The following is a 25,834-nucleotide window of genomic DNA, read 5'->3' as shown; positions in this document are numbered from 1 at the left end:
GCTATGTGGGAGCATATTAAAGACCTTCTTAATGAAACGCTGATTACCATAGGTAAAACACATTTAAAAGTAAGCTCAATTGTTACTTTAATATTGTTTTGGATAGTAGTTGCTTTTATCCTGAAAATAATTAAGAAAAGTATATATAGCATTAATCATTTTGACGATGCTAAAAAATATTCAATTTTTACCCTGATAAAGTATATACTACTGGTTGTAGTGCTTGTTTTATCTATGGAAATAATTGGTTTTAACCTGTCAGTATTATTGGCAGGCTCTGCGGCACTTCTGGTAGGTTTGGGCTTAGGTATTCAAAATCTTTTTAGTGACTATATTTCCGGAATTGTAATTTTGGTTGACGCAACCGTAAAAATGAATGATGTTATTGAAATAAACGGTATTGTAGGCACGGTGCAGGAAATAACATTAAGAACTACTACCCTGCAAACGCGCGATGATAAATATATCATTCTTCCAAATTCTGACCTTACACGCAGCGAATTGATAAACTGGACACATAATACTAAAGCCTCCCGGTTTGAAGTAGCTGTAGGTGTTGATTATTCTTCTGATGTAAATTTGGTAAGCCAATTATTAAAAGAAGCAGTTGCAGAGAATAAAGAAATATTAGAGACACCCGAACCCTTTGTACGTTTTAATGATTTTGGCGATTCGTCTCTTAATTTTTCAGTATATTTTTGGGTTGAAGATGTTTTTAGGGTTGAAGGTGTGAGAAGCCAGGTGCGATACCTCATACTTGAAAAATTTAGACAAAACAATATATCTATCCCTTTTCCTCAAAGGGTCATACATAAAGCTGCCGATTAATTTTGCTGTGCCCTGAAAAGGGCCAGCAGCATATCAGGGTCTATCATTCCCGTGGGAGAACGCTGCATTTCCACAAGCACACTTTTCATAGCAAAGGGGCTTAATCCCATGTTAATACCCATTTCTCGAATAGCTACCTGTTCATTATCATGCAAAATACCATCCGCCTGCATAAGAAGCGCCAGTCTGTAAAATTGTAATATGCGCTGATGCTCGGATTTTATTACTACCTTATCTGCAGGCTGATTAAAAAGGCTCTCAAAAATATCCTTATCAACTCTAAGCTGCTTTGCCACAATTGTAAGAAACTGATATTCTCTTTCGTGCACCTGCCCGTCAATTTTTGCAAATGCGATCATTTCTGTCAGTAAGCTTAGTTTTTCTTCGTGTGTATTCATAAGAATTGGTAATTTTAGCTAAATTATTCTTTTGCGTAAATAAAACAAATATATGGGCTTCAAATTTTTGCTCCTTTTTTTATATCTTACATTTATGAATACTAATGCACAGGAACACACCTTCTCTAAAAACGTCTCAGTTTTTACAATCAATTCTCCGGAACTTGAAACCGATAAAAAAATATGGGTTTACCTACCTTCAGATTATAAAGAAAATGAAGAACGGTACCCTGTAATTTATATGCATGACGGACAAAACCTTTTTGATACTGCCTCATCTTTTTCAGGGGAATGGCGAATTGACGAGCAGCTTGACAGTTTACAGGCTAAAACTATAGTAATAGGCATTGAGCACGGCGGCGAAAAACGTATAGACGAGCTTACACCCTATGTAAATGAAAAATATGGCGGCGGAAATGCCGATAAATATTTAGATTTTATAGTTAGCACTTTAAAACCGTATGTTGATGAACACTTTCATACAAAAACTGATAAAGACAATACGGCAATATTTGGCAGTTCAGTTGGCGGGCTGGTATCTTTTTATGCAGTATTAAAATACCCTAATGTATTTGGTAAAGCTGGTATTTTTTCACCTTCATTCTGGTTTAGCGAGAGTATATATGATTTAGCTATTAATACTCCCCGAATAACATCAAAACTTTACTTTATGTGTGGAGACCATGAAAGCACCGAAATGGTACAGGATCTTGAACGAATGCTTGAAATTTTACACACCAAAACCGATAACAAAAGCATCCATAAAAAAATAGTTCATAATGGGAGACATAATGAAACTTTATGGAGTAAAGAATTTACGGAAGCGTACACCTGGCTATTTGAATAATTTGCCTGTTTGCCACACGATGAGCGAATAACCAAATACATAAACAACCAAATCCGTCAAAAAACATTACTTTTGCCAAAAATAAAGTAGAATGAATAATAATGATGTATTTAAAAAGCTACGAGTAGCGCTTCAGTTAAGAGATGACCAGATTGTAGAAATACTTGAACTGGTAGATTTCAGGATATCTAAGGCTGAGCTTGGTGCTTTTTTCCGTAATGCCGACCACCCTAATTACATGGAATGTGGTGACCAGGTACTACGTAATTTTTTAAACGGACTTATAATTCATTTAAGAGGTACAAAAGAAGAGCCTAAAAATGCACAGGATGTTCTTAATCAGAATAAAGCAGCTGTAGCTGCGGCAAAAAAAGAACGCGCAGCGACAGCTTCAACTTTTGACAAACCTAAAAAGCCTGTGGCAAAAAAGCCCGCACCTAAAGGGCCTCCTCAAAAAAATAAGCCGAAAAAACCGGCTCCCGTTGTAGAAAAAGTAAAATTCAACAATGGAAAGAATAAAAAATCATAAAGCAATAAGGAATAATAAAAGAAGGCGCATTAAATTGCGCCTTCTTTTATTATTATATAATTCTATATTACACTACTATCTTTTCAATATAATCAGAGTTCAATAAATATAAAGCTCCCATATACCTAATTCTGAAAGAAATTAAGTCGCCAATTTTATAATCACCGTTAGAGTTAGATATATCTACAACCAGCATATCAGAACTTGCGTCAATCAGTGTAATATTCTCATCTTCAGGTTCTATATATTGTGGCTGCATATCTAAAAGGCCAATATCTAAAATAGCCCTGAGGGACGAAGTGCCTAAATCCTGTCCTTCATTCATTTCAAAAGTATTACCGGCAACATTTTCTCCCAATTCACCACTTGGTACATCAGGTTTTTCATTAATTTCAATTATTTCGGCATAAAGTTTAAAAACTTCGCTTTCCATTCCTTCAATTATCTTTCCGGTAAATAAGTCATTACCAAAAAACAATGCCTCTCCTACCCTGAAATGATTTACAGCCATAGGGCGAGCATTTTTTAATATTAAAGGAATTGCTACTGAAGTACCTCCCGAAACCCAGGGAATAGAAATATTAAACTTTGCCTCAATTAATTGCTTGTAAAGACTTAGCTGAATTAGTTTATCCTGATTAGGCATAACACCACTCAAACAATTCAGGTTAGTTCCTATTCCTCTTATTTCAATGTTGGGCAATCTTGTTACCTCACCATAAAAATAAATAAGATCTTCTCCTATAATACCTTCACGTAAATCGCCCATTTCAATCATAATTATGATCTTATGAATAACGTTTTGCTTCACAGCCTCTTCCGAAAGCATTTTAATAGTATCTATCTCGGTATTAAAGCTAACATCGGCATATTTTACAATCTTGGAAATACTCCTTTTTGCAGGAGGTTTTATATAAACCGTTTGTACTTCAGGACATAGTTCTTTAATCGTTTTTAAATTACTGATTCTGGAATCATGTATTTCCCGTACTCCAAGATCTATTATCTCTTTAATAAATAGTTTGTTGCCACACAAAATCTTTGACACAACACCCCATTCTATATTTCTTGACTGAAATAATTTTTGCAAATAAAGGTAATTGTGTTTTAATTTTTTACGGTCTAATTTTATAAAAGCCATTTGTTTTGTTTGAAGTGTAATTAATTTAAGCCTGCTTATTTAAACGCATTTCAAGATATTTGCTTTTAAAGCCTAATTTTTCATACAAATGCAGTGCGGGGTTATCAGGCTCACAATGCAACGCTATATTACCTTCAGAAGTTTGTATTGCAAGTTCCATAAGTTTTTTACCTATACCTTTGCCTCTGTAGCTATTGTCAACTGCAATATAAACAAGTATATTTTCGGGAATATAGCCACTCATTCCTGTATTATTCAAAATTACGGCACCTACAATTTTGTTATCAAGTATAGCTAAAAGAATTTGCCCTCCTTTATTTTTATCCTGAGCGAAAGCAATGCATTTCAAAATATCTTCTTTAGCATCACCAAATTGATCAAGGTGTTTGTGTAAAAATGAAGCAATCTGATCATTAGTGAATTCTGTTTTTTCGTAAGAGCACAATTTAATTGTCTGGGATTCCATATCTGTTTTTTAAAAAATTAATAGCCACCTCTTAAATTTAGCGAACGCAAACTTATAATGATTGTAAATCATATCTATTTCAATGCAATGAAACAGGAAATAGAAATATGACGCTTCAGAGAAGGCATTTAAAGAAAATGAGATTATCTCATCTATTTAGAAATGCAAATTTAAGAAATTAAGAAAAAAAATCCTATAAATACTCAATAAAATTCATTTTTCAGATAATAAATCAAATAAAGTTAATATTATCTTAAAAAAAAGAAGCCCGGCATTTACCGGGCTTCACATAAAAATATTTTTATTATTTATTCAGGAGCCACCACAGGCCCATCCCATTGGGATATTCCGCCAATAAGATTGAAGGTGTTATCAAAACCAAGCTGATTCATTATATTACATGCCTGTGCGCTGCGGGCGCCCGCAGCACAATAAACATAATAATTCTTACTTTTATCAAGCTCTTCAACAGCATATATAAACCCCTGTCCTTTATAAATATCAATGTTTATAGCACCGGGAATAATTCCTCGGTTCCACTCGTCTTCGGTTCTTACATCAAGCACAACAGCATTATTGTCTGCCTGTGCCTGAGTCCACCATTCTTCCTGAGATATATTCATTTTTAATAATTTTGTACAAAGGTATTATGCTTTTATAGAACAGCCAATAGCTTTTGTCTCTTTTACACTTACTTCTTTACCTTTTAATAAAGCATCTACAGCATTCTCCACATATTTCGTTTTAACAGCTGCTGCATCTTCGTAATTATCATCAATAGCACCTATGTATTTTACCACATTACCTTTAGCCGTTTTTTGTAATACATATACATGTGGTGTTTTTGTAGCACCATATTGAGGAAATATTTTTTGTCCCTCATCTAAAAGATAAGGAAAAGTAAATCCTTTCTCTTTTGCTCTTTCCTGCATTTTAGCAAAACTGTCGTCTTTTACTTTTTCAGGGTTATTAGGATTAATAGCCACTACAGGATAACCAAGTTTTTTATATTTCTTATCCAGTGCTATAATTCTGTCTTCATACGCCTGCGCATATGGACAATGGTTACAGGTAAAAATAACGATGTAACCTTTAGCATCTTTAATATTTTTAAGAGATACATTTTTATTATCAACATTCTTAAGGCTAAAATCGGTAGCTATATCTCCTACCTTGTAACCTGTTGGTGCATTTTTAATTCCGAATGCACTTAATAATGCAACAAGCATTACTGTTCCTAAAATTTTTACGGTTTTCATATATTTATTAGTTATTTAAAATTGTTTACTTCTTTTTCAAGTTCTTCGTAAGTAAATGACTGCTCATAGAACTTACGCTTATCTTTATTATAGATTAATGTAGCTGGTAAAGCGCCACTCCATGTAGAATCTACCTTAGGCAGCCATGTATTCTGATCCGGATCTCTAAGATATACTACATCGCTTTTTAGATGTTTTTCTTTGATAAATGGCAGTAATCTGCTTTCTACCATTTTATACATATCAAGACTAACGAGCATTACTTTTACTTTGTCTTTTTTATACTTAGCATTTATTGTTTCAAAATGAGGTAATTCTTCTACACATGGTATACACCATGTTGCCCAAAAATTCACAACGTAGGTAGTATCGTTGTTTCGGGTAAGAAAATATTCGAGCTTATCAAAATCATAAGCATTAACACTCACTCCATCTTTACTATATACCTTTAATGGTTTTGGCGGAGCCGGTTCCTCCTCTTTTTTTATACAGGATGTAAATACTATCCCCGTAAAAAGTAATAACAACATTTTGCTTTGACGTATAATCATACTTTAAGTTTGATTTGAAATTATCCCCCTAAAATTAAGCCCTAATTAAACGTGTAAAAAAAATTAAGAAAATTTTAACATTTTATTTGTATATACAAATATAAAACCAACTACATTTGTACATACAAATTTTGTAATTACAAATATGAAAATAGAAGATATAATAAAATCAACTGCTGCAATATCTCCTGCCAAGAAGATAATGCTAAATATTTTGTACACACAAAACATTATAAGTGAGAATTTCCATGAGGTTATGAAGCAGTATGATCTTTCATCCGAGCAGTTTAATGTGCTGCGGATTTTAAGGGGCCAAAAGGGAAAACCTGCTAATATGGGAATTATACAGGAACGTATGATTGCAAAAACAAGCAACACTACCCGACTGGTTGATAAATTATTACTAAAGGGCTTAGTAACACGTGAAGTATGCGAGAACAACAGAAGGAAAATGGAAGTTTTAATAACCGAAAAAGGCCTTGAACTTTTAAAAGAACTTGATCCTTTAGTTGATAATCATGAAGAAAAATTTGCAAGCAACTTAACTGCAGAAGAGCTTGAATTACTAAATAACCTGTTAGAAAAATACAGGACCAATAATTAAATAAAACATTATGAACAATTATATAGAAAGTTTAAACTGGCGGTACGCCACAAAAAAATACGATGCTTCAAAAAAAGTATCAGATAAAGATCTTGAAACACTTAAAGATGCTGTGAGGCTAAGCGTATCATCGGTCGGATTACAGCCTTATAAAGTATTTATCATAGGAGATACAGATATTCGTAAACAACTTATTGAAGCTGCAGGTGGTAATAATAAAAATATTATTGCAGACTCATCTTATCTTTTTGTATTTGCTAACGAAGTTAATCCCGGAGATACAGAAGTTGAGAATTATGTTAAAAACATAGGTGAAACAAGGGGTATAGAACCTGAAAACCTTAAAGGTTTCAGTGACTATATTTCCGGATTTTTAAAAGGCCTTACTCCGGAACAGAAAAATGCATGGACCATTAAACAAACTTATATAGCCTTATCTACCCTTGTAAACAGCGCTGCAGTTTTAAAAATAGATACTACAGCAATGGAAGGATTTAATGCTGAAGAATTCAATAAGATTTTAGGCTTCGACAAGCTAGGACTTAATGCTGCTGTAATTGCTGCTATTGGCTACAGGCATGAAGAAGACGCTAATCAGCATCTTAAAAAAGTAAGAAAACCTAAAGAAGAACTTTTTGTTACCATCTAATATTTAATCACGTAATTTAATAACCCAAATAATTTTTTAAAATAATGAAGAATCTAAAATCAATTGCAATTGCATTAGTAGCAGTGTTTACAACTTTATCAGCTACAGCTCAGGACAAAAAAATCGACGCAGCTAAGAGTAAAATCAACTGGGTGGGTGAAAAAGTAACGGGCCAGCACGAAGGAACTATCAATATTAAAGATGGTGTTCTTACTTTCAAAGGCGGTAAACTTACAGGCGGTAATGTAACTGTAGATATGACTTCAATTCAGGCAACAGATCTTAAGGCCGGTGAAGGTAAAGAGAAACTTGAAGGCCACTTAAAAGCTGATGATTTCTTTGGTACTGATAAATACCCAACTTCAAAAATTGTTTTTAAATCTGTAAAATTAAAATCTGCAGGTGTTTATACTGTAACCGGTGATCTTACAATCAAAAAAACAACTAAACCAATTACTTTTGATCTTGCAGTTGGTAAAAATACTGCTACAACTACTTTAAAAGTAGACAGAACTAAATATGATATTACATATGGTTCTAAAAGTTTTTTTGACAGCATTGGAGACAAAGCTATTTATGATGAGTTTACTCTTAACGTAAATCTTGTGTACTAATAATCTTAGTGTTTAAATTGAATTACAAACCCACGCAATGCGTGGGTTTTGTTTTTATAAAGTTCTAAAATATTGTATTAAAAAAGCCCCTCAATAGAAAGGTAGCGCTCTCCTGTATCATAATTAAAAGTAAGCACTACAGCATCTTGAGGAATTTCAGCAAGCTTTTTACTTACTGCTGCCAATGAGGCACCTGTTGATATACCTGCAAGCAAACCTTCTTTTTTTGCAACATTGCGGGCAAATTCAAAAGCTTCATCCTTCCCTGCCTGAATTACACCATCAATAAGATCACTTTTATAAATTGATGGCACAAAACCTGCCCCTATACCCTGAAGTGGATGCGGGCCCGGAGTACCTCCGCTTAACACAGGCGATAATTCCGGCTCAACAGCAAATACCTTCAGTTTAGGGAATTTTTCTTTTAAAACAGATGCTACACCTGTTATATGCCCTCCTGTACCTACGCCTGTAATTATATAATCTATTCCATCAGGAAAATCTTCAAGTATTTCTTTAGCGGTGGTTTTTTTATGTACCTCTACATTAGCCTGGTTATCAAACTGACTTGGCGACCATGCATTGGGTGTACTTGCAGTAAGTTCAGCAGCTCTTTCAATCGCTCCTTTCATGCCTTTCTCACGCGGTGTAAGCTCAAATTCCGCTCCGTAGATAGACATTAGCTTTCTGCGCTCTACACTCATACTTTCCGGCATTACAAGTATTAGCTTATAACCTTTTACAGCAGCAACCAAAGCTAAGCCAATACCTGTATTACCCGATGTAGGCTCAATAATAACACTATCAGGTTTTAAAATCCCTTTAGCTTCGGCATCTTCTACCATTGCAAGTGCAATCCTGTCTTTAATACTGTTACCCGGATTAGTACGCTCCAGCTTTATCCATACATTTCGCTCAGGAAATAAGTTATTAAGTTTTAAATGCGGCGTTTTACCTATAGTTTCTAAAATGCTGTTGGCTTTCATATATAGTGAATTTTTAGATTACAAAATTTAATGGTTCGGGAAACATTTCCCTAGTTTTTATAGTTATTTCGCTTTTATGATATACAAGCGAGTTATCAGGAATAGAATTGGTAATCCATACATTACCACCTAATATACTGCCATTACCAATAGTTGTATGGCCGCCAAGAATAGTAGCATTTGCATAAATTGTGACATTATTACCAATAGTTGGATGCCGTTTAACAGATGCATCAGCCTTGCTCACACTTAAAGCGCCCAGGGTTACTCCCTGATATATTTTAACATCATTACCAATAATAGTTGTTTCACCAATTACAACACCAGTGCCATGATCTATAAAAAAACGATCTCCTATTTCTGCCCCGGGATGAATATCAATTCCTGCTTTGCTATGCACATACTCACTCAGCATTCTGGGCAGTAAGGGTACATTTTTTTTCCATAGTTCATGAGCAATTCTGTAGACGGAAATTGCAAAAAATCCAGGATAAGCAACAAGCACTTCAGCTCGGGATTTTGCGGCAGGATCAAACTCAAAAATAGCTTTTAAATCATCTTCAAGTTTTTGATGAAGTAATTCTATATTATCATTTAAATATAAAATTATTAACTCAATTTTATTAGTATCAAAACCTGAAATAGTAAGCAAGCCAAAAAGACTTTCCTGAAGTTCTTTTTCTTTAACCTTAAAATAGGCGTAATCTGCATATTCTTCACCTATGCAAAAGAGCCATTTAAAGAACTCTTCTATCCAATATTCAGTCTTTTCCCTATTTGGCAAAATACCTGCTTTTAAATAATTTGCAGTATAAACCGGATGTTTCATGATGAGTAAAAAATAAAAAAGCTCCCCGTTAACGAGAAGCTTTTGCTGTTATATAATTAAAGTTTAAACCTTAAAATCATGCCACGGCAAATGCTTCTTTCTGCAAAAGACAACACAGACACATAGCAATATTTTGATTTAAGGCCTTCATAATTTGTATTATTACATAACAAAAATAAATAAAAAACATTAATAGTCTACCGATTTAATAGATTAATAATTCACCTTAAATCTTTCATACATTTGCAACACATATTTTATTTTATGAAAAACATACTGGTTATAGACAACTACGACAGCTTCACATACAATCTTGTACATTACCTAGAAGACCTTGACTGCAAGGTTACTGTAATACGAAACGATGAAATTACCTTAGAAGAACCTGCAGACTATGACAAAATTCTTCTTTCTCCCGGACCGGGTATTCCTGATGAAGCCGGCTTATTAAAAAGCATCATAAAAAAGTATGCTCCTTCAAAAAGCATACTCGGAATTTGCCTTGGCCAGCAGGCTATAGCAGAGGCATTCGGAGGCAGTTTAATTAATCTGGATGAAGTGTATCACGGCATATCTGAAAGCATTAAAATAATTGTGGATGATGAACCTCTTTTTAATCAAATAGGGGATACAATATCTGTAGGCCGATATCATTCCTGGAGCGTAGATCATATTAATTTTCCGGACGTTTTAGAAGCAACATCAAAAGATAAAAATGGCTACATAATGTCTTTAAGACACAAAATTTTAGACGTTAAAGGAGTACAGTTCCACCCGGAATCTGTATTAACACCTCAGGGAAAGCTAATTTTATCAAACTGGATCAATTCGTAAAATAACGTAAAGTATAACTTTAATATTAAACTATTAAATATTTGAAATTTAATATTATAAATTAACACTATAGAAAAAAACTATAGCCGATTCCTAAATCGTTTTTTGTTAAAAAAATGTTAATATCAATTTTAAACAAACGTTTAATTTAAACAAGTGTTTAACTTTGTGCCGTAATTAACAATTAATGTTATGACGGAGTTTAACGATAAACAAACCGATATACTGCAGGCAGCAGAAAAGCTATTTGCTGAAGAAGGATTTGACGGTGCTTCCATCAGGACTATAGCCAAAGAAGCCAATGTAAATATCGCTATGATATCTTACTATTTTGGCTCAAAGGAAAAGCTGCTTGAAGCACTCATTATTCATCGCTCAAGAGGTATGAAAATGGAACTCGAAAACATTTTCAGGGAAGACCTTGCCCCTTTTGAGAAAGTGGACCGCCTTATAGATCTATACATATCCCGAATCAATAAAAACAAATGTATGTACCAGATACTGCATTTTGAACTTTCTACAAAAAAGAGGATAATGGATATGCAGGCCTTTATAGATATAAAAAGGCAGAATCTTGAATCATTTAAAAGAATTATTGAAGAAGGGCAGGAAATGGGAGCATTCAGAAAAGATGTAGCAATCCCTCTTATTCCTGCTACTATTATGGGTACACTTATACATTTTCAGATGAACAGACAGTATTTTGAGCCGTTATTAGGTATTAATACTGAAGAGCATTTTGAAAACTACATCAAAAACGAGCTTACCGCTCATATTAAACAAACCATTAAAGCGCTTTTAGCACATGAAAATTAAACATTTACTGCATGGCGGTTTTTTACTTTTTGCCTTAGCCCTGCAAGCTCAGGAAAAGAAACAGCTTACGCTGGACGAAGCCATTAATCTGGCTGTGACAAAAAGTACGGAAGCAACGCTTGCGGACACTAAAGTAACTACTTCAAAATTTGACCTGGATAATACCAAAAACAACCAGTACCCTGATTTTAAAGTTTCAGGCCAGTATATGAGAATTACGGATCCGACCGTAAAATTCAGAATACCGCTTGGTGATTCTTCAGAATCTGATGACGGAGGTACTACATCTTCATCATCATCTCCAAGCGTGAATCAGATAATGTTTGCCCAGGCAAGCCTTAGTCTGCCCCTGTTTTCCGGCTTTAAAATCAAGAACAGCATAGATGCATCTGAAAATATGTATAAAGCACAAACTTATAATGCTGCAAACACTAAAGAGCAATTAGCCATGCAGGCAGTGGCATTATATGTTAATTTATACAAAGCACAGCAATCTATTGAGCTGATAAAGGAAAACCTGAAAAGTGCCAACCAGCGTGTAACAGATTTTACTGCAATGGAGAAAAACGGACTTATGGCTCGTAATGATTTATTAAAAGCGCAATTACAGGCTAGTAACATTCAGATCACACTTGATGATGCCATAAAAAGGGAATCTACAATAAATTATCAGCTGGTAACACTTTTAAAATTACCTGACGGCACAAAAGTAGAACCGAGCGATGCTTATTTCAAAAATGCAGGCGGTATAACGCCTTCGGTTACCGAAAGTGAGGCTATCAGTCAGCGTAACGATTTAGAAGCGCTTAGATGGCAGCAAAAAGCTTCGGAGGCTGATGTTAAAATAGCAAAAGCAGACTACTACCCTTCTCTGGCTCTTTCTGCCGGTTATGTAGCTCTGGATATTCAACACGTAGTTCAGGTATATAATGCTGTAAACTTTGGTGTAGGTATCTCTTATGATCTTTCCGGAATCTTTAAAAATGGTAAAAAAGTAAAAGCAGCCCAAAGCCGCGCTGAAGAAACAAAACAGCAGGTAGAACTGCTTACTGACCGTATTAAAATACAGGTGCAGGAGTCTCTTGAGAACTATAACCTGAGCCTGAAACAAAATAAAGTTTATGAAGAAGCTGTGGAGCAGGCTGCAGAAAATTACAGAATAGTTAAAGACAAATATGATAATGGCCTTGTAGACACTAACGATTTACTTGAAGCAGATGTTGATCAGCTTACAGCAAAAATAAACGAAACATTCTCTAAAGCCGATATTACGCAGCGCTATTATGAACTGCTTAATGCTTCAGGAAAATTAACCAATTCTTTTAATATCACTCAAAACAAATAATAGTCCGATCATGGAAAATAATAGTAAGAAAAAAACAAATAAAAAATTTATTGTAATACTTGCTGCGCTGGTTATTATAGGCGGTGGCTATGGTGTTTACAAGTACATACAATCGCTGTCTCATGAAACAACTGATGATGCACAGATAGAAAAAAATATGAACCCTATTATACCCCGTGTAACAGGATATATAACTAAAGTTTATGTAAAAGATAACGACTTTGTTAAAAAAGGTGACACTCTTTTTGTAATTGATGACAAAGACTATGTTGTAAAAGTTGAAGAAGCAAAAGCTGCTCTTGCCGCAGCGGAAGGAAGTTATGAAGTTGCTAAAGCAGATATTGGCGGTGCAACAGCAAATGTTTCTGTATCTGAAGCCAACATACAATCATCTAAAGGAAATATTGAAGCTGCCAAAGTAAGGTTATGGAGAGCTAATAATGATTTTGAACGTTTTGAAAACTTATACAAAAATCACTCAATAACCAAACAACAGTTTGAGCAGGCTCAGGCAGCCAAGCAGGAAGCAGAAGCCCAGCTTAAAGTTTTACAACAGGCTGAGGCAGCAAGCAGATCTCAGCGAAATGCTAGTATATCACGATCTAATGTTACAGGAAAACAAACTGAGGTGGCTTCTGCTAACATAAAAAGAGCACAGGCAGCATTAGACGCTGCCAACCTTAACCTTAGCTATACCGTAGTTACTGCGGCAGTTGACGGCCAGGTTTCTACAGTAGATATTCAGCCAGGGCAACTTGTACAACCGGGGCAAGCTTTGTTTTATATTATAAACAACGAAGCAGCATGGGTAGTTGCTAATTTTAAAGAAACACAGCTTACAAAAATGAAAGAAGGCCAGAAAGTAAGCATTGAAGCAGATGCTTACCCTGATGTTGAATTTGAAGGTGTGGTAACAAGCTTCTCTCCTGCTACAGGTGCAAGGTTCTCATTACTACCTCCTGATAATGCTACAGGTAACTTTGTAAAAACAATACAAAGGCTTCCTGTAAAAATAAGCCTTACAGAAAATAACGATAAAGAAAAAGTAAAACTGCTGCGTCCGGGAATGAATGTGGATGTAGACGTACATTTAAAATAATATTATGGCAGGAGCAGCAACAGCAGCCGACGACAGTTTAGTTGAATATGGCTTCAGGCGTGTTATTATCACTATAACAGCGGTACTTTGTGCCCTGCTTGAAATTGTAGACACAACTATTGTTAACGTTGCATTAAACGATATGCGCGGTACCCTTGGTGCAACACTTACAGATGTTGCCTGGGTAATTACCGCCTATGCAATTGCAAACGTAATTGTAATACCTATGACCAGCTGGCTATCTATGCAGTTTGGCCGTAGAAACTATTTTGCAGCATCTATCATCATATTTACAGTATCGTCCTTTATGTGTGGTAATGCCACAAACATTTGGGAACTGGTAGCTTTTAGGTTTATACAGGGTATGGGTGGTGGTGCGTTGCTTGTAACAGCACAAACCATTATTACCGAAAGCTATCCTGCTGCAAAACGTGGTATGGCGCAGGCTATTTACGGAATGGGAGTAATTGTAGGGCCTACCCTTGGTCCTCCTCTTGGAGGCTGGATAGTAGATAATTACTCATGGGGATGGATATTTTACATCAATGTACCCTTAGGTATTATTGCTACAATACTTACCTTAATGTTTGTAAAAAGTCCTAAATATGGTGAAAAGCTAAAAGCTAATCAGGTAGACTGGTGGGGTATAGTATTTCTTGCTACATTTATTGGTTCACTTCAGTTTGTACTTGAGCATGGCCAGCAGGACGACTGGTTTGAAGACCATTTGATTATAGCCCTGAGTATTGTAAGTTTATTTGGCCTTCTTGCGTTTATATGGAGGGAACTGGTATACAAGCACCCTATTGTAAATTTGAAGGTTCTAAACGACAGTAATCTGCGAATAGGTACTATATTATGTTTTATAATGGGGTTTGGCTTATACGGATCTACATTTATAGTACCAATATATACACAGTCAATATTAGGATGGACAGCGCTTGATGCAGGATTGTTGCTTATACCAAGTTCGTTAATGACCGCATTTATGATGCCGATTATAGGACAAATGATACAGCGTGGTGTACCGCAAACCTATATGGTGGCAACAGGTTTCATGATCTTTTTTGGCTTTACCTTCTGGATGTTCAGCATTATGACACCGGATACAGGGAGCGAACATATGTTTTGGCCATTAATTTTACGTGGTATGGGATTAGGTTTACTTTTTGTACCTATTACTACAATGGCACTTTCTACCCTTAAAGGGAAAAGTATTGGAGAGGGTGCCGCTTTTACAGGTATGATGCGCCAGTTAGGCGGTTCGTTTGGTATTGCATTGATAAGTACCTTTGTTACCCGTTTTACACAAACGCACAGGGTAAACCTTGTAAGCCATGAGCAGGTAACAAATTTTGCTGTTCAGCAAAGGGTTCAGCAGCTTACAGCGGGATTTATGTCTAAAGGCTATTCTGTAAGTGAAGCAACCGCAAAGGCATATAAAGCAATGGAAGGAGCTGTAATGAAACAGGCAACTGTTCTTTCTTATATGGATGTGTTTCTATATCTGGGCATATTATTCCTTATCTGCATTCCTTTTATATTATTGGTAAAACAAGGTAAAAACAAAGTGGATATGAGCGATGCAATGCATTAATTATATATAGTTATGGCCTGTCAGAAATGACAGGCTTCATATACAAAATCATCAAATCAAATAAATCAAAATGGAAAACAATTACAATCATTACAAAATAACACTTGAAGAAATTGGTGAAGACCAAAAAGAACCTATAAGTGTTGAATTTAAAAAAAAGGAAGGGCTATTAAATGTTCTAAAAAAGCTTATAGGCAAAGACAAAAATCAGACTGATATTCATGATCTTTCGCAATTTGCCTGGCCCTAAGCAAAAACAATGTTACTCTTACTTAGCATAAATGCGTAATTAGTTATATAAATCATCAATTCAAAAGAAAACTCCGAAGCTATCTTCGGAGTTTTTATTTTCTATTCAAGAATAAAATCAATTTCAGGTGCAGATTTATCGCTAATATCCCCAAAACGCAGATATACTTCAGCTTTTTTCATAAACGGGGTTTCAGTCAATATTGGTTTTATAGTTTTAAACAACTCTTCAGCATTGTGCGCGTAAAGATAAAGTGTACCATCAGAATTATCCATATTAATTTCATGGCCATCCAGCACACCTATTCCTTTATTATAAAGCAATATTCTTAATTTGCTTTCAAGATTATGAAGTTCATCCAGACTTTGGTAGCCATAATAAAAGTTAATAAGAACCGACTGTTTATATTCCCGCTCTGTATTTTCTATCTTAAATAAATCTTCTATCCTCATATACTAACTTATCTTGTAAAAACTAATATATTTCCTTTAGATAATTTTGCATCAAATCTGTACCCATCATAATCAAAACCTTTAAGTCCTTTTAACGTTTTTACATTATGATCTATTATATAGCGCACCATCATACCCCTCGCCTTCTTTGCAAAAAAGCTTATCATTTTTAACTTACCATCTTTATAATCCCTGAACTCAGGAGTTATTACAGGTACTTTAAGTGCTTTAGCATCTATAGCATCAAAATACTCTTTACTGGCAAGGTTAATAAACAATTCTCCATCTTTAAGTTCGTCATTTAATGTATTCGTAATCATCTCTTTCCAGTATTCATATAAATTCTTATTGTCTCCTACTGCAAGATGAGTTCCCATTTCAAGCCTGTAAGGCTGTATGAGGTCAAGTGGTTTCAAGAGGCCATACAAACCGGATAATATTCTTAATGTATCCTGTAGCTTACCCAATTTAGCGGTTGGTATTGTATAAGCATCAAGGCCAGTGTAAACGTCGCCGTTAAAAGCATACATGGCAGGACGCGCATTTTTAGGTGTAAAGGGAGTTGTCCACTCCTGATTACGCTGCCAGTTTAATTCGGCAAGTTTATCCGATATATCCATAAGCTCGCGCAGCTGTGCCGGTGATTTTTCTTTAACCGCCTTATGTACAACTTCGGCATTAGTCAGAAAGGAAGGTTCAGTACGTTTACGTGTTGGTAGTTTAGTTTCAAAATCCAGCGATTTTGCAGGAGAGATTACGATTTTCATAAAATGTATATTATACCTCAAAGTTAATAATTGTACTCTTATACTCAAAACCGCTTTTTAATCGTTATGAGTAAATTCTTATATTGCATAAACTTAACCAACTCAATTATAAAATGGCTGAATTTATAATCCAGACAAAATCACTCAATTTTCGTTATTCAAAACACAATAAAGTACTTGATAACGTTTCACTAAATATTCCTAAAGGTTCAATTTATGGTTTTCTCGGCCCGAACGGAGCAGGAAAATCTACCACAATGCGGCTGCTTACCGGCATACTTGAAGAGCAGGATGAGTCTATTGCCATTTTTGGTAAGCCTTTAAAAAATCAGCTGCCTGGAGTTTTTGAAAACATAGGCTCGCTGGTAGAAAGTCCCGCACTCTATCTCCACCTCAGCGGATATAACAATTTAAAATATATAGCAAAACTTCGCAATATTCCTGAAAGCAGAATTGCCGAAGTACTTGAGCTGGTTGAGCTGACAAAAGATGCTAAACGTAAGGCAAAACAATATTCGCTGGGGATGAAACAACGTCTTGCAATAGCAATGGCATTGCTTAGTGAGCCGCAACTACTGTTATTAGATGAGCCAGTAAATGGTCTTGATCCCAACGGAATACAGGACATTAGAAAGTTACTTGTTAAGCTTAACCGCGAAAAAGGTGTTACTATTTTTGTATCCAGCCATCTTTTGGCTGAAATAGAAAAGATGTGTACCCACGTTGGTATTATTAATAATGGAAAGCTGCAATTTGAAGGTACTATGCAGGAACTTTCCAGAAAATCAGGGATATGCAAAATACAGGTTACACTAAAAGACGCAAGTGTATGGCACGATAAACTCCGCCCCGAATTTCCCGATGCTAAAGTTGAAAACGGAACACAAATAAGCCTTGAACTTTCTTCCAGGGAAAATATACCTGCCTTTACAAAAAAACTCGTTGAACAGGGTGCAGATATTTATGAAATCAGGATTCTTGATGGCCTTGAAGAATGGTTTATGACATTAGTTAACTAAAACAATCCAACAACTTACTATATAATGCAAAATTTTATAACTGTCTTAAAAGCAGAACATATCAAAAAAAAAGGAACAGGTATTTATGTAATGGGCATTATACTTGGTGCTATAGCTCCATTTATAAACCTACTGGTAAGCTTAACTAACTATAGCATACCCCAAAGCGGCGGCATACCTGTTAACTTTTATGTTAACACAATAGAAGATTCTCTTGAAGCATTTACCATTTTCTTTTTCCCGTTGTTTATAATAATAATGGTAAGCCGTATTACACAGCTTGACCATAAATATGGCGGCTGGCAATTGATGGAAACGCAGCCAATAAAAAAATTCAATATTTATTTTTCTAAATTTTCGGTTGTCCTTATAGCAAATTTTATTGCTATACTTTCTATGATACTGGCCGGGTACTTTTCGGGCTTATTACTTGGTGCAATAAAAGGCATACCGGAACATGCTACTGCTCCGTTTGATTTAGTCCACATATTATCTATCATACTGCGTTTGTTTATTGCCGGACTGGCAATTACAGCTTTTCAGTACCTGCTCTCTGTTATAGTGCCAAGTTTTATATGGTCTATACTTATAGGCTTTGCCATACTTATTACCTATTTATTCCTTCAGGCATTTGAAGTAACAATACCGGACTGGTATCCTATGGAAATACTTAATAAAGTGAGTTTATATAATAAGGGAAGTGATTTGGGATATCTGCTTACTTATTCTGAAATAGTAAGTTTTATTATGAGTCTGCTCCTACTTTATTTAGGTTTTGAGTGGTATAAATATAAAACACTAAGAAGTGCTTTTTTGGGTAAAGGTACCAGAACAGCTAGTGCAGCTGCTGCTGTTGTAGTATTGGGCGGATTATGCTGGTATGTACTTACACCAAATATAAATGAGCCTTATGGCAAAACAGTTATAAGTGGCAAAATTGAGAGTCACAAAACATTCAGCAATGTATATCTTCTTGATAACTTTATTTACGATACCATTGCTGTAATACCTATTAAGAACAACAAGTTTAATTATGCAGTAAAAGAGGATATACCTCTTGACAGGTATATGTTTAGTTTTGACGGACAAAGAGCCCAAATAGTTCTTGGCAATAAGGATAGCCTTTTTATTGATGTTAAAATATATAAAGCAAGTAATGACTTAAAAATAACAGGAACACGTGCACCTGAAAATACACAGAACAAAGAAAATAATGCCACATGGAGTTATGCGGCTTATAAGCTTCAGCAGAATAACGATCTGGAGGATGCCGACTCATTTATTACTATGCTTGTTGATGAATGGAAAGATGCAATGTCTCAAACAAACAGATTTAAAACTGTAGATAATTATATACCGCGTGAAGATTACCTAAACTACAGGCGCAAACTTCTAACCATACAATACCTGAATTACTGGAATACTTTTCTTAAAAAGAGGGCTGTCATGTATCCTGATAAAAAAACTGTTGTTACACCTGAAATTACAGCAATGATAGAAACAGTGCCACTAAATGATGCCGGCATGCTTAGTAATGAAGAGTATTTTACGTATGTAAGGAACAAAATGATCAGTGAGAATAAATCTGACCTGGATGAAAATACTAAAACATTAATCGCTATTGCAAAATTAAGTCCGGGTATGTTTAAAGACAAAATGTTATACTGGCAATTGGAAAAGAGTATAAAAGAAGCATCTTCCACCGAAGAACGTAATAAACTTACATCAGATTATATAGCCGGTTTTAATAATAAAAGATACACACTTATTATTAATAACAAAAAAAGGATACTGGAAAGCCTTACCAAAGGAAATCCTGCACCTGTATTTACAACAGTGGATATGAACAATAACCCTGTTACCCTTAATGATCTAAAAGGAAAATATATTGCTATAGATACCTGGGCTACCTGGTGTGCACCATGTAAGTTACAATCGCCGTATTTTGAAAAAACAGCTATTAAATATAAAGACCAGAACATACAATTTATAGCAATAAGCGTTGATGAGAATTTTGGCAACTGGCTGGTAAGTGCAAAAGAAAAATCTAAATCGGTATTGCAGCTTCATGCCAGCGATATTGATAAATTTTACACAGATTATAATGTAGAAGGTATCCCTAAATTTATACTTATAGATCCGAAAGGTAATATGGTTAATTCGCACATGCCGTATGCAGACCAGCCTGCGTTTGAAGAAACTATAAGAACAGCTCTTAACCTACCTGAAGAAAAATAGTTTTTTATATTTGCCCAAACGCTTGAATAATGATAAGGGCAATTATTAAATATAAATGGATACTACTATATGGTTCCGGCCTGGCGCTTTTGCTTTTATTGCTACGCGGGCTGGAACTTTTTGTTTTATACAGTCCGCAATCACAGGATATTTACATAGGAGCCATTGCTCTTTTGTTTACAGGACTGGGTATATGGCTGGCAATAAAACTGGCGAAACCAAAAATTGAAACCATAATTGTAGAAAAGCCTGTTTATGTTTCTGCTGCCAGTAATTTTATACCTAACGAAGCAGAGATAGAAAATCTTTCTATTAGTAAACGTGAACTGGAAGTACTCAGTCTTATGGCGGAGGGACTAAGCAATAAAGAAATAGCCGAAAAACTCTTTGTGTCATTAAATACCGTTAAAACGCATTCTTCTAAATTATTTGAAAAACTGGAAGTTAAACGCCGGACACAAGCCGTAGAAAAAGCAAAAAAGAGGGGTATTATTGCATAAATCACCCAAAAGTATGAGTTAAAAACTACTCAATTTTATCAATTTTGTCCAGTGAAAAACCAAAAACATTACAAAATGATAAAAACAAAAATTTTATTTTTTGCGGTGGCAATATCATTCAGTTTTGGCTTCGCATTCAATTCAATTTTATATAAAGTAAACACTAAACAGACAAATATGAAACGAGTAACCGGAATTGGCGGCATCTTCTTTAAATGCAAAGACCCTAAAATGATTAACGAATGGTATAAAACCCATCTTGGCTTAGACACTACTCCATACGGCGCAAAGTTTGAATGGAAAGACCAGTCAGAATCATCAAAAAATGGTTACACACTATGGAGTCCTTTTCCTGACGATACCAAATATTTTGCTCCTTCAGAAAAAGATTTCATGATTAATTACCGTGTTGATAATATAGAAGCGTTGGTGGAAGTTCTAAAAAAAGAAGGAGTAACAATACTTGATAAGATAGAGACATATGACTATGGAAAGTTTGTTCACATTCTTGATCCGGAAGGTAATAAAATTGAATTATTTGAAGCTAACGATAAAGAATAGACAGACAAAACATAAAATATAACGATATGAAAAAACTTGTACTTATTTACGGATTAATTGCAGGGTTCATTACCAGTATTGGTTTTCTGACAATGGGTGATGAAATGGATTTTGATAAGGGCATGATTTACGGTTTCGCCTCTATGATTCTAGCCTTTTCTCTAATTTTTGTAGCTACTATTCAATACCGAAAACAAAATGGAGGAACTTTAACCTTTAGGAAAGCCTTTTTAATAGGCCTTTATATTTCCCTTATTGCTTCTACAGTATATGTGGGGCTATGGCTGATTACCTATTATAACTTTCATCCTGACTTTATGGAAAAATACTCGGCTTGCGTTATTGACAAATTAAAAGCGGAGGGTGCAGCCCAGGCTGTAATTGATGCTAAAACGGCCGAAATGGAACAAATGAAAGTATATTACAAAAACCCTTTATATATTATTCTTATGACATATTCAGAAATACTTCCACTAAGCCTTGTAGTGTCATTAATTAGTGCAGCAGTTTTAAAAAGGAACCTAAAACAGTTTAAGTATAGCGCCTAAGGGCGCTATTTTATTTTAACAAATCGACTATATTTGTGTAAAGCCTATATTTATGGACATGTATGAACAAATTGATGCCAGCATCAGCCGCTATGTTACCTTCACAAAAGAAGAACTTGACATCTTCAATTCATTACTGGAATATCGAAAAGTACCCAAAAAAACTATTATGCTGCATGAAGGCGAAGTATGCAATTTTGAAGCGTTTGTAGTTAAAGGCTGCGTGCGTAAATATTTTATAGATCATAATGGCTTTGAAGTGATTTTACAATTTGCCATAGAAAATGCCTGGGTTAGTGATATATCTTTTAGTTCTTATGAAACCAAACCCAGCAAGATTTTTATTGAAACAATGGAAGATTGTGAATTTCTAATCTTTAATCCCGAAACAAAAGAAGAACTTTTTACAAAAGCACCAAAGTTTGAAAGGGCCTTCAGGATATTGTTTGAACGCCATTTATCGGTAACACAAAACAGGCTTTTTAATACAATATCGAAAACAGCTATGGAAAAGTACCTTGAATTTCTTGAGCTATACCCTACCCTGCCACAACGCGTTGCCCAGCACTATATAGCTTCTTATCTTGGGATCTCAGCAGAATTTTTAAGTAAAGTAAGAGCCAAAATAGCCAAACAGTAATGAATATTGAGACATTAGACTGTACATGCTCTAAATACTAAAATATAATATCTCACTACTAAAAAATCAGCTTTACGTTTTTCTTGTCCTAGTTCAATGTTTTAATGTTTTATGTGCCGCAACTTTGCATAGTAATATTAAAACAAGCATAGTATGGACAGAAAAGATTTTATTAAAAAAGGCCTTTTAGGTACCGGGATGTTTATTACTTCGGCAGCTATAGGCGATACTTTAAATAATGATATAGACGAGATAACTCCGTTAGAACCTATAGGGTACAACCACCTGCCTAACGAAAGTTCGCTGATATTAGAAAACACAGTACTGCATAAAGCAGAAACCCGTGGTCATGCAAATCATGGCTGGCTGGACTCTCATCATTCCTTTAGTTTTGCTAACTACTATAACCCGGATAGGATGCACTTTGGTGTGCTTAGGGTTCTTAACGATGACCGGGTAGATGCCGGAATGGGCTTTGGTACTCACCCACACGATAATATGGAGATTATTTCCATTCCGCTGGAAGGCGATCTGGAGCATAAAGACAGCATGGGCAATACTGCGATTATTAAAAAAGGTGATATACAGGTAATGAGTGCCGGAACCGGTATTTATCATAGCGAATACAATAAAAACAAAGATAAGCTTACCAAGTTTTTGCAAATATGGGTATATCCTAACAAAAAGAATGTTACCCCGCGTTATGATCAGATTACTCTTAAAGAATCTGACCGACATAACAAACTGCAACAAATACTTTCTCCTAATCCTAAAGATGAAGGCGTTTGGATACATCAGGATGCATGGTTTCACTTAGGACGATTTGATAAAAATTTTACGGCTAATTACAAACTAAAGAAAAGCGGCAACGGTATTTATGCTTTTGTAATTAAAGGCGATGTAAATATTGGCAACATTAAACTTAATCAGCGTGATGCTCTTGGTATTTGGGATACCAATGCAATAAAAATAACAGCAAATACACAAGATGCAGAGCTTCTTTTAATCGAAGTACCAATGGCAATATAATTTTTTCTAAAAAATGTTGCAAAACAAAATTTAATTCATACATTTGTATATACAAATATTGTAGATACAATTAATAATAATAAAATTTAAAAATAAATAATATGTCAACAACAAAATGGGCAGTAGACCCAACCCACTCAGAAATAGGATTTAAAGTAAAACATATGATGTTTACTAATGTATCTGGCCAGTTTACAAAATTTACTGCGGAAGCAGAAACTGAAGGAGATCATTTTGATAATGCTAAATTTTCTTTTAGCGGTGATATCGATTCTGTAAATACAGCAAACGCTGACCGTGATAGTCACCTATTGAGTGCAGACTTTTTTAATGCAGAACAATTTCCAAAAATCACTTTTGAATCAACTTCTTTTGATAAAAAGAATGAAGGAGAATATACACTTAACGGAAACCTTACCCTTCATGGAGAAACTAAACTGGTAAGCCTTGATGTAGAATTTGGTGGTATTGCTAAAGACCCTTGGGGTAATACAAAAGCCGGCTTAAGTATTACAGGTAAAATAAACCGTAAAGATTTTGGCCTTAGCTATAATGCCGCCCTTGAAACAGGTGGTGTATTACTAGGCGAAGAAGTGAAGCTTGCTATAGAGCTTCAGTTTGTAAAACAATAATTGTTTTAGTCCAAATATATGTTTCGTAAAAACCTGCAATACTTACGCATTGCAGGTTTTTTTATGCTGTGATATTAAATTTTGTAAGTTTAGCGTTACTATTGTATAACAATCAACTTATGCGCATCAACCAATTTTTAATTCTTTTATTCTTTTTTATTCTTTTGTCTTGTGGCAAAAGAGAAGAATATGACGTAAATACGTCAAGAGTAATAGAGCTCTATAGTGAGGAGGACTTTAAAACAAAAATTCAGATTATAGATACAGTATGTATCAACGATAGTCTAAAAGCGGTTAATGATTTTAAAAATGGTAAATCTTCATTAATTGTAAATCACTTTATAAAAAGTAATTTTTATCATTTTTCCGATACAGTTTTCAGAAAGGACTTGGCTTATGAACTCGCAAAATTTAAAATTAAACCAGACTTTGACGTATCCTACCCTACCTGCATACCTCTGTTAGGAAATAATATGTTTAAAACAGATTGTTATCAGTCATCATTAGAAAATGAAATTTTAAAACACTATAAATATGACCTCATAGATTCTATTAAAAAGGTCATAGAAAGTAAATATGTTCTAAGAAATAACAATGATATCTTTTCATTTCAAGGTCGTGATCAGCCCCGTTTCGATGATTTTGAAGGTGATGACCCTGCTTACGACTTTCTATGTAAATTAAGTATAGACTTTACATTACAAATGAAATATCCTGAAGGTTATAATATAAAAAAGAAGAAACCGGACGACTATTCATATTCGACTGCTCGTTTTATCTTGATGAAGGATGGGTCTATTAAGGATTTATCTATTGAAACTACATTTCAAAACCCTATCAATAAAAAGTTTACATCATATTTTGAAAAGCAAATTACTGATTTTATTAAAAGCCAAAAAAAATGGGTACACCCTACTTATGCAGGAATTATTGTAAATAATGAAATGGAGTTTAGAGTTTCATATAAATAATTATTTTATGAATTTTGACAGATCAATTTTGTTATTACTTTTCTTCATTATTTTATCCTGTGATAAAAAAGAAGAATCAAAAGCTTTAAAAATATACAACTATCAAGATTTCAGGAGTAAGGTCAAAATTGTAGACACTGCCTGCATTAACGCAAAAGAAAAAGCTTACAATGATATAAACACAGGCAAAATCTATTACTCCATAAAGCTTTATAAGCCTTACGATTATAATAAATTACAACAAAAATTTGCTGCATTAAAAATAATCCCAGATACTACTTCTAGAGAGGATATTAGAGATTCAAACGGCTATCTAATGTATTTCCATAAAAAATGTTATCAATCTGTAATGCAGGAATATGTATTACAAAAATATAAATATAACACTTTATTTTTAGACTCTATTGCAGAGACAGTAGAGCAGCAATATATTATAGATCACCCTAAATATATTGCTTCCATGAGAGATCTTGATAGCTTTTATTCAAACGATGGTGCCGCAGATTTTGATAACTTGCTAAATAAAATTCGATTAAAATTCAATTATGATTTTATTTTTCCTGAAGATTATAAGTCCGATAATGAAAAAAAATCAAAAACTACAGCCAATTTTATATTGCTAAAAAATGGTACTATCAAAAATTTGAATTTAAAGTCAACATTTAATAATGCTTATAACGCTAAGTTTTCAAAATATTTCAATGATTATATTAGTCATTTAATACGTAGTGAAAAATGGCCATCAGCATATTCAGTTAATTTACCCGTAAACGCTAATGTCGAAATAGTATTTAAATATAAATAGAATCCTCAAGTTAATTCTTTGGGATTCCAT

The 25,834-nt window shown here is 34.5% G+C and carries 32 protein-coding genes; 22 read left to right on the top strand and 10 right to left on the bottom strand.

What is annotated here, in order from left to right; genetic code table 11:
* Positions 1 to 3 precede the first annotated feature (3 nt).
* Positions 4 to 828 (top strand): mechanosensitive ion channel family protein, encoded by an 825-nt coding sequence (locus tag NHE85_RS11960; RefSeq protein WP_252812259.1) that lies wholly within the window; start codon positions 4 to 6, stop codon positions 826 to 828.
* Here NHE85_RS11960 and NHE85_RS11955 read toward each other — a convergent pair.
* A complete protein-coding gene (locus NHE85_RS11955) occupies positions 825 to 1,226 on the bottom strand; it encodes an excinuclease ABC subunit B (RefSeq protein WP_252812258.1) in 402 nt (133 codons plus the stop codon). The genes NHE85_RS11960 and NHE85_RS11955 overlap by 4 nt on opposite strands.
* Positions 1,227 to 1,320: 94 nt before the next feature.
* On the opposite strand from NHE85_RS11955, the gene NHE85_RS11950 reads away from it, so the two are divergent.
* Together NHE85_RS11950 and NHE85_RS11945 are read left to right on the top strand one after the other, a co-directional pair.
* Positions 1,321 to 2,073 (top strand): alpha/beta hydrolase, encoded by a 753-nt coding sequence (locus tag NHE85_RS11950; RefSeq protein WP_252812257.1) that lies wholly within the window; start codon positions 1,321 to 1,323, stop codon positions 2,071 to 2,073.
* A gap of 91 nt (positions 2,074 to 2,164) precedes the next feature.
* Positions 2,165 to 2,602 (top strand): DUF1456 family protein, encoded by a 438-nt coding sequence (locus NHE85_RS11945; RefSeq protein ID WP_252812256.1) that lies wholly within the window; start codon positions 2,165 to 2,167, stop codon positions 2,600 to 2,602.
* A 67-nt stretch (positions 2,603 to 2,669) separates the two neighbouring features.
* On the opposite strand, the gene NHE85_RS11940 is transcribed toward NHE85_RS11945, so the two are convergent.
* From NHE85_RS11940 to NHE85_RS11920, 5 genes are all read right to left on the bottom strand, one after another.
* Complete coding sequence (locus NHE85_RS11940) at positions 2,670 to 3,743, bottom strand: alanine racemase (RefSeq protein WP_252812255.1); 1,074 nt, start codon at positions 3,741 to 3,743, stop codon at positions 2,670 to 2,672.
* 25 nt (positions 3,744 to 3,768) lie between these two features.
* The gene (locus NHE85_RS11935; RefSeq protein WP_252812254.1) at positions 3,769 to 4,209 is read right to left on the bottom strand and encodes a GNAT family N-acetyltransferase; all 441 of its coding nucleotides are present in this window, start codon (positions 4,207 to 4,209) and stop codon (positions 3,769 to 3,771) included.
* 308 nt (positions 4,210 to 4,517) lie between these two features.
* Positions 4,518 to 4,832, bottom strand: coding sequence for a rhodanese-like domain-containing protein (locus NHE85_RS11930; RefSeq protein ID WP_252812253.1), 315 nt, complete (start codon positions 4,830 to 4,832; stop codon positions 4,518 to 4,520).
* 24 nt (positions 4,833 to 4,856) lie between these two features.
* A complete protein-coding gene (locus NHE85_RS11925; protein WP_252812252.1) occupies positions 4,857 to 5,468 on the bottom strand; it encodes a thioredoxin family protein in 612 nt (203 codons plus the stop codon).
* An 11-nt stretch (positions 5,469 to 5,479) separates the two neighbouring features.
* Positions 5,480 to 6,019, bottom strand: a complete 540-nt coding sequence (locus tag NHE85_RS11920) for a TlpA disulfide reductase family protein (protein ID WP_252812251.1) — start codon at positions 6,017 to 6,019, stop codon at positions 5,480 to 5,482.
* A 145-nt stretch (positions 6,020 to 6,164) separates the two neighbouring features.
* Here NHE85_RS11920 and NHE85_RS11915 point away from each other — a divergent pair, with 145 nt between their 5' ends.
* The 3 genes from NHE85_RS11915 to NHE85_RS11905 are packed head-to-tail and all read left to right on the top strand — an operon-like array spanning position 6,165 to position 7,886.
* Entirely contained in the window at positions 6,165 to 6,623 is a 459-nt protein-coding gene (locus NHE85_RS11915; protein ID WP_252812250.1) for a MarR family winged helix-turn-helix transcriptional regulator, read from the top strand.
* Positions 6,624 to 6,633: 10 nt separating this feature from the next.
* Positions 6,634 to 7,272, top strand: coding sequence for an NAD(P)H-dependent oxidoreductase (locus tag NHE85_RS11910; protein WP_252812249.1), 639 nt, complete (start codon positions 6,634 to 6,636; stop codon positions 7,270 to 7,272).
* Between the two features lie 44 nt (positions 7,273 to 7,316).
* Positions 7,317 to 7,886: a YceI family protein gene (locus tag NHE85_RS11905; RefSeq protein ID WP_252812248.1), complete on the top strand. Its 570-nt coding sequence runs from the start codon at positions 7,317 to 7,319 to the stop codon at positions 7,884 to 7,886.
* A gap of 77 nt (positions 7,887 to 7,963) precedes the next feature.
* Here the strand turns inward: NHE85_RS11905 and cysK are convergent, their stop codons facing one another.
* Both cysK and epsC read right to left on the bottom strand, forming a co-directional pair.
* Positions 7,964 to 8,872 carry a cysteine synthase A gene (gene cysK / locus NHE85_RS11900; protein WP_252812247.1) on the bottom strand — a complete coding sequence of 303 codons (909 nt, stop codon included), beginning with the start codon at positions 8,870 to 8,872 and terminating at the stop codon, positions 7,964 to 7,966.
* A gap of 13 nt (positions 8,873 to 8,885) precedes the next feature.
* Positions 8,886 to 9,701: a serine O-acetyltransferase EpsC gene (gene epsC, locus NHE85_RS11895; RefSeq protein ID WP_252812246.1), complete on the bottom strand. Its 816-nt coding sequence runs from the start codon at positions 9,699 to 9,701 to the stop codon at positions 8,886 to 8,888.
* 264 nt (positions 9,702 to 9,965) lie between these two features.
* Between epsC and NHE85_RS11890 the strand changes: the two genes are divergently transcribed.
* The 6 genes from NHE85_RS11890 (at position 9,966) to NHE85_RS11865 (ending at position 15,642) form a co-directional block, all read left to right on the top strand.
* The gene (locus NHE85_RS11890; RefSeq protein WP_252812245.1) at positions 9,966 to 10,535 is read left to right on the top strand and encodes an aminodeoxychorismate/anthranilate synthase component II; all 570 of its coding nucleotides are present in this window, start codon (positions 9,966 to 9,968) and stop codon (positions 10,533 to 10,535) included.
* Positions 10,536 to 10,727: 192 nt separating this feature from the next.
* The gene (locus tag NHE85_RS11885; RefSeq protein ID WP_252812244.1) at positions 10,728 to 11,351 is read left to right on the top strand and encodes a TetR/AcrR family transcriptional regulator; all 624 of its coding nucleotides are present in this window, start codon (positions 10,728 to 10,730) and stop codon (positions 11,349 to 11,351) included.
* Positions 11,341 to 12,696, top strand: a complete 1,356-nt coding sequence (locus NHE85_RS11880) for a TolC family protein (protein WP_252812243.1) — start codon at positions 11,341 to 11,343, stop codon at positions 12,694 to 12,696. The genes NHE85_RS11885 and NHE85_RS11880 overlap by 11 nt, the downstream gene beginning before the upstream one ends.
* A 10-nt stretch (positions 12,697 to 12,706) precedes the next feature.
* Positions 12,707 to 13,795: an HlyD family secretion protein gene (locus NHE85_RS11875; RefSeq protein WP_252812242.1), complete on the top strand. Its 1,089-nt coding sequence runs from the start codon at positions 12,707 to 12,709 to the stop codon at positions 13,793 to 13,795.
* A gap of 4 nt (positions 13,796 to 13,799) precedes the next feature.
* On the top strand, positions 13,800 to 15,392 hold the full coding sequence (locus NHE85_RS11870) for a DHA2 family efflux MFS transporter permease subunit (protein ID WP_252812241.1): 1,593 nt from the start codon (positions 13,800 to 13,802) through the stop codon (positions 15,390 to 15,392).
* Between the two features lie 70 nt (positions 15,393 to 15,462).
* Positions 15,463 to 15,642 (top strand): hypothetical protein, encoded by a 180-nt coding sequence (locus NHE85_RS11865; RefSeq protein ID WP_252812240.1) that lies wholly within the window; start codon positions 15,463 to 15,465, stop codon positions 15,640 to 15,642.
* A 101-nt stretch (positions 15,643 to 15,743) separates the two neighbouring features.
* Here the strand turns inward: NHE85_RS11865 and NHE85_RS11860 are convergent, their stop codons facing one another.
* Both NHE85_RS11860 and yaaA read right to left on the bottom strand, forming a co-directional pair.
* Positions 15,744 to 16,094 (bottom strand): hypothetical protein, encoded by a 351-nt coding sequence (locus NHE85_RS11860; protein WP_252812239.1) that lies wholly within the window; start codon positions 16,092 to 16,094, stop codon positions 15,744 to 15,746.
* A gap of 8 nt (positions 16,095 to 16,102) precedes the next feature.
* Complete coding sequence (gene yaaA, locus NHE85_RS11855; protein ID WP_252812238.1) at positions 16,103 to 16,861, bottom strand: peroxide stress protein YaaA; 759 nt, start codon at positions 16,859 to 16,861, stop codon at positions 16,103 to 16,105.
* Positions 16,862 to 16,974: 113 nt separating this feature from the next.
* Between yaaA and NHE85_RS11850 the strand changes: the two genes are divergently transcribed.
* The 10 genes from NHE85_RS11850 (at position 16,975) to NHE85_RS11805 (ending at position 25,804) form a co-directional block, all read left to right on the top strand.
* Complete coding sequence (locus NHE85_RS11850; RefSeq protein ID WP_252812237.1) at positions 16,975 to 17,880, top strand: ABC transporter ATP-binding protein; 906 nt, start codon at positions 16,975 to 16,977, stop codon at positions 17,878 to 17,880.
* Positions 17,881 to 17,904: 24 nt separating this feature from the next.
* Positions 17,905 to 20,118, top strand: coding sequence for a redoxin family protein (locus tag NHE85_RS11845; RefSeq protein ID WP_252812236.1), 2,214 nt, complete (start codon positions 17,905 to 17,907; stop codon positions 20,116 to 20,118).
* Between the two features lie 29 nt (positions 20,119 to 20,147).
* Positions 20,148 to 20,618: a response regulator transcription factor gene (locus tag NHE85_RS11840; RefSeq protein ID WP_252812235.1), complete on the top strand. Its 471-nt coding sequence runs from the start codon at positions 20,148 to 20,150 to the stop codon at positions 20,616 to 20,618.
* Positions 20,619 to 20,795: 177 nt separating this feature from the next.
* On the top strand, positions 20,796 to 21,179 hold the full coding sequence (locus NHE85_RS11835; RefSeq protein WP_252812234.1) for a VOC family protein: 384 nt from the start codon (positions 20,796 to 20,798) through the stop codon (positions 21,177 to 21,179).
* A gap of 26 nt (positions 21,180 to 21,205) precedes the next feature.
* Complete coding sequence (locus NHE85_RS11830) at positions 21,206 to 21,727, top strand: DUF4199 domain-containing protein (RefSeq protein WP_252812233.1); 522 nt, start codon at positions 21,206 to 21,208, stop codon at positions 21,725 to 21,727.
* Positions 21,728 to 21,779: 52 nt separating this feature from the next.
* Complete coding sequence (locus tag NHE85_RS11825) at positions 21,780 to 22,367, top strand: Crp/Fnr family transcriptional regulator (protein WP_252812232.1); 588 nt, start codon at positions 21,780 to 21,782, stop codon at positions 22,365 to 22,367.
* A 153-nt stretch (positions 22,368 to 22,520) separates the two neighbouring features.
* Positions 22,521 to 23,396 carry a pirin family protein gene (locus tag NHE85_RS11820; RefSeq protein WP_252812231.1) on the top strand — a complete coding sequence of 292 codons (876 nt, stop codon included), beginning with the start codon at positions 22,521 to 22,523 and terminating at the stop codon, positions 23,394 to 23,396.
* Positions 23,397 to 23,497: 101 nt separating this feature from the next.
* A complete protein-coding gene (locus NHE85_RS11815) occupies positions 23,498 to 24,028 on the top strand; it encodes a YceI family protein (RefSeq protein ID WP_252812230.1) in 531 nt (176 codons plus the stop codon).
* A 119-nt stretch (positions 24,029 to 24,147) separates the two neighbouring features.
* Positions 24,148 to 24,999 carry a hypothetical protein gene (locus NHE85_RS11810; RefSeq protein WP_252812229.1) on the top strand — a complete coding sequence of 284 codons (852 nt, stop codon included), beginning with the start codon at positions 24,148 to 24,150 and terminating at the stop codon, positions 24,997 to 24,999.
* 7 nt (positions 25,000 to 25,006) lie between these two features.
* A complete protein-coding gene (locus tag NHE85_RS11805; protein ID WP_252812228.1) occupies positions 25,007 to 25,804 on the top strand; it encodes a hypothetical protein in 798 nt (265 codons plus the stop codon).
* The last annotated feature ends 30 nt before the right edge of the window (positions 25,805 to 25,834 follow it).

Source organism: Flavobacterium sp. NRK1 (genome assembly GCF_024054175.1).
Lineage (GTDB): Bacteria > Bacteroidota > Bacteroidia > Flavobacteriales > Flavobacteriaceae > Flavobacterium.
Note: the sequence above shows the minus strand (reverse complement) of the source record. Positions and strands in the feature narration are given on the sequence as shown.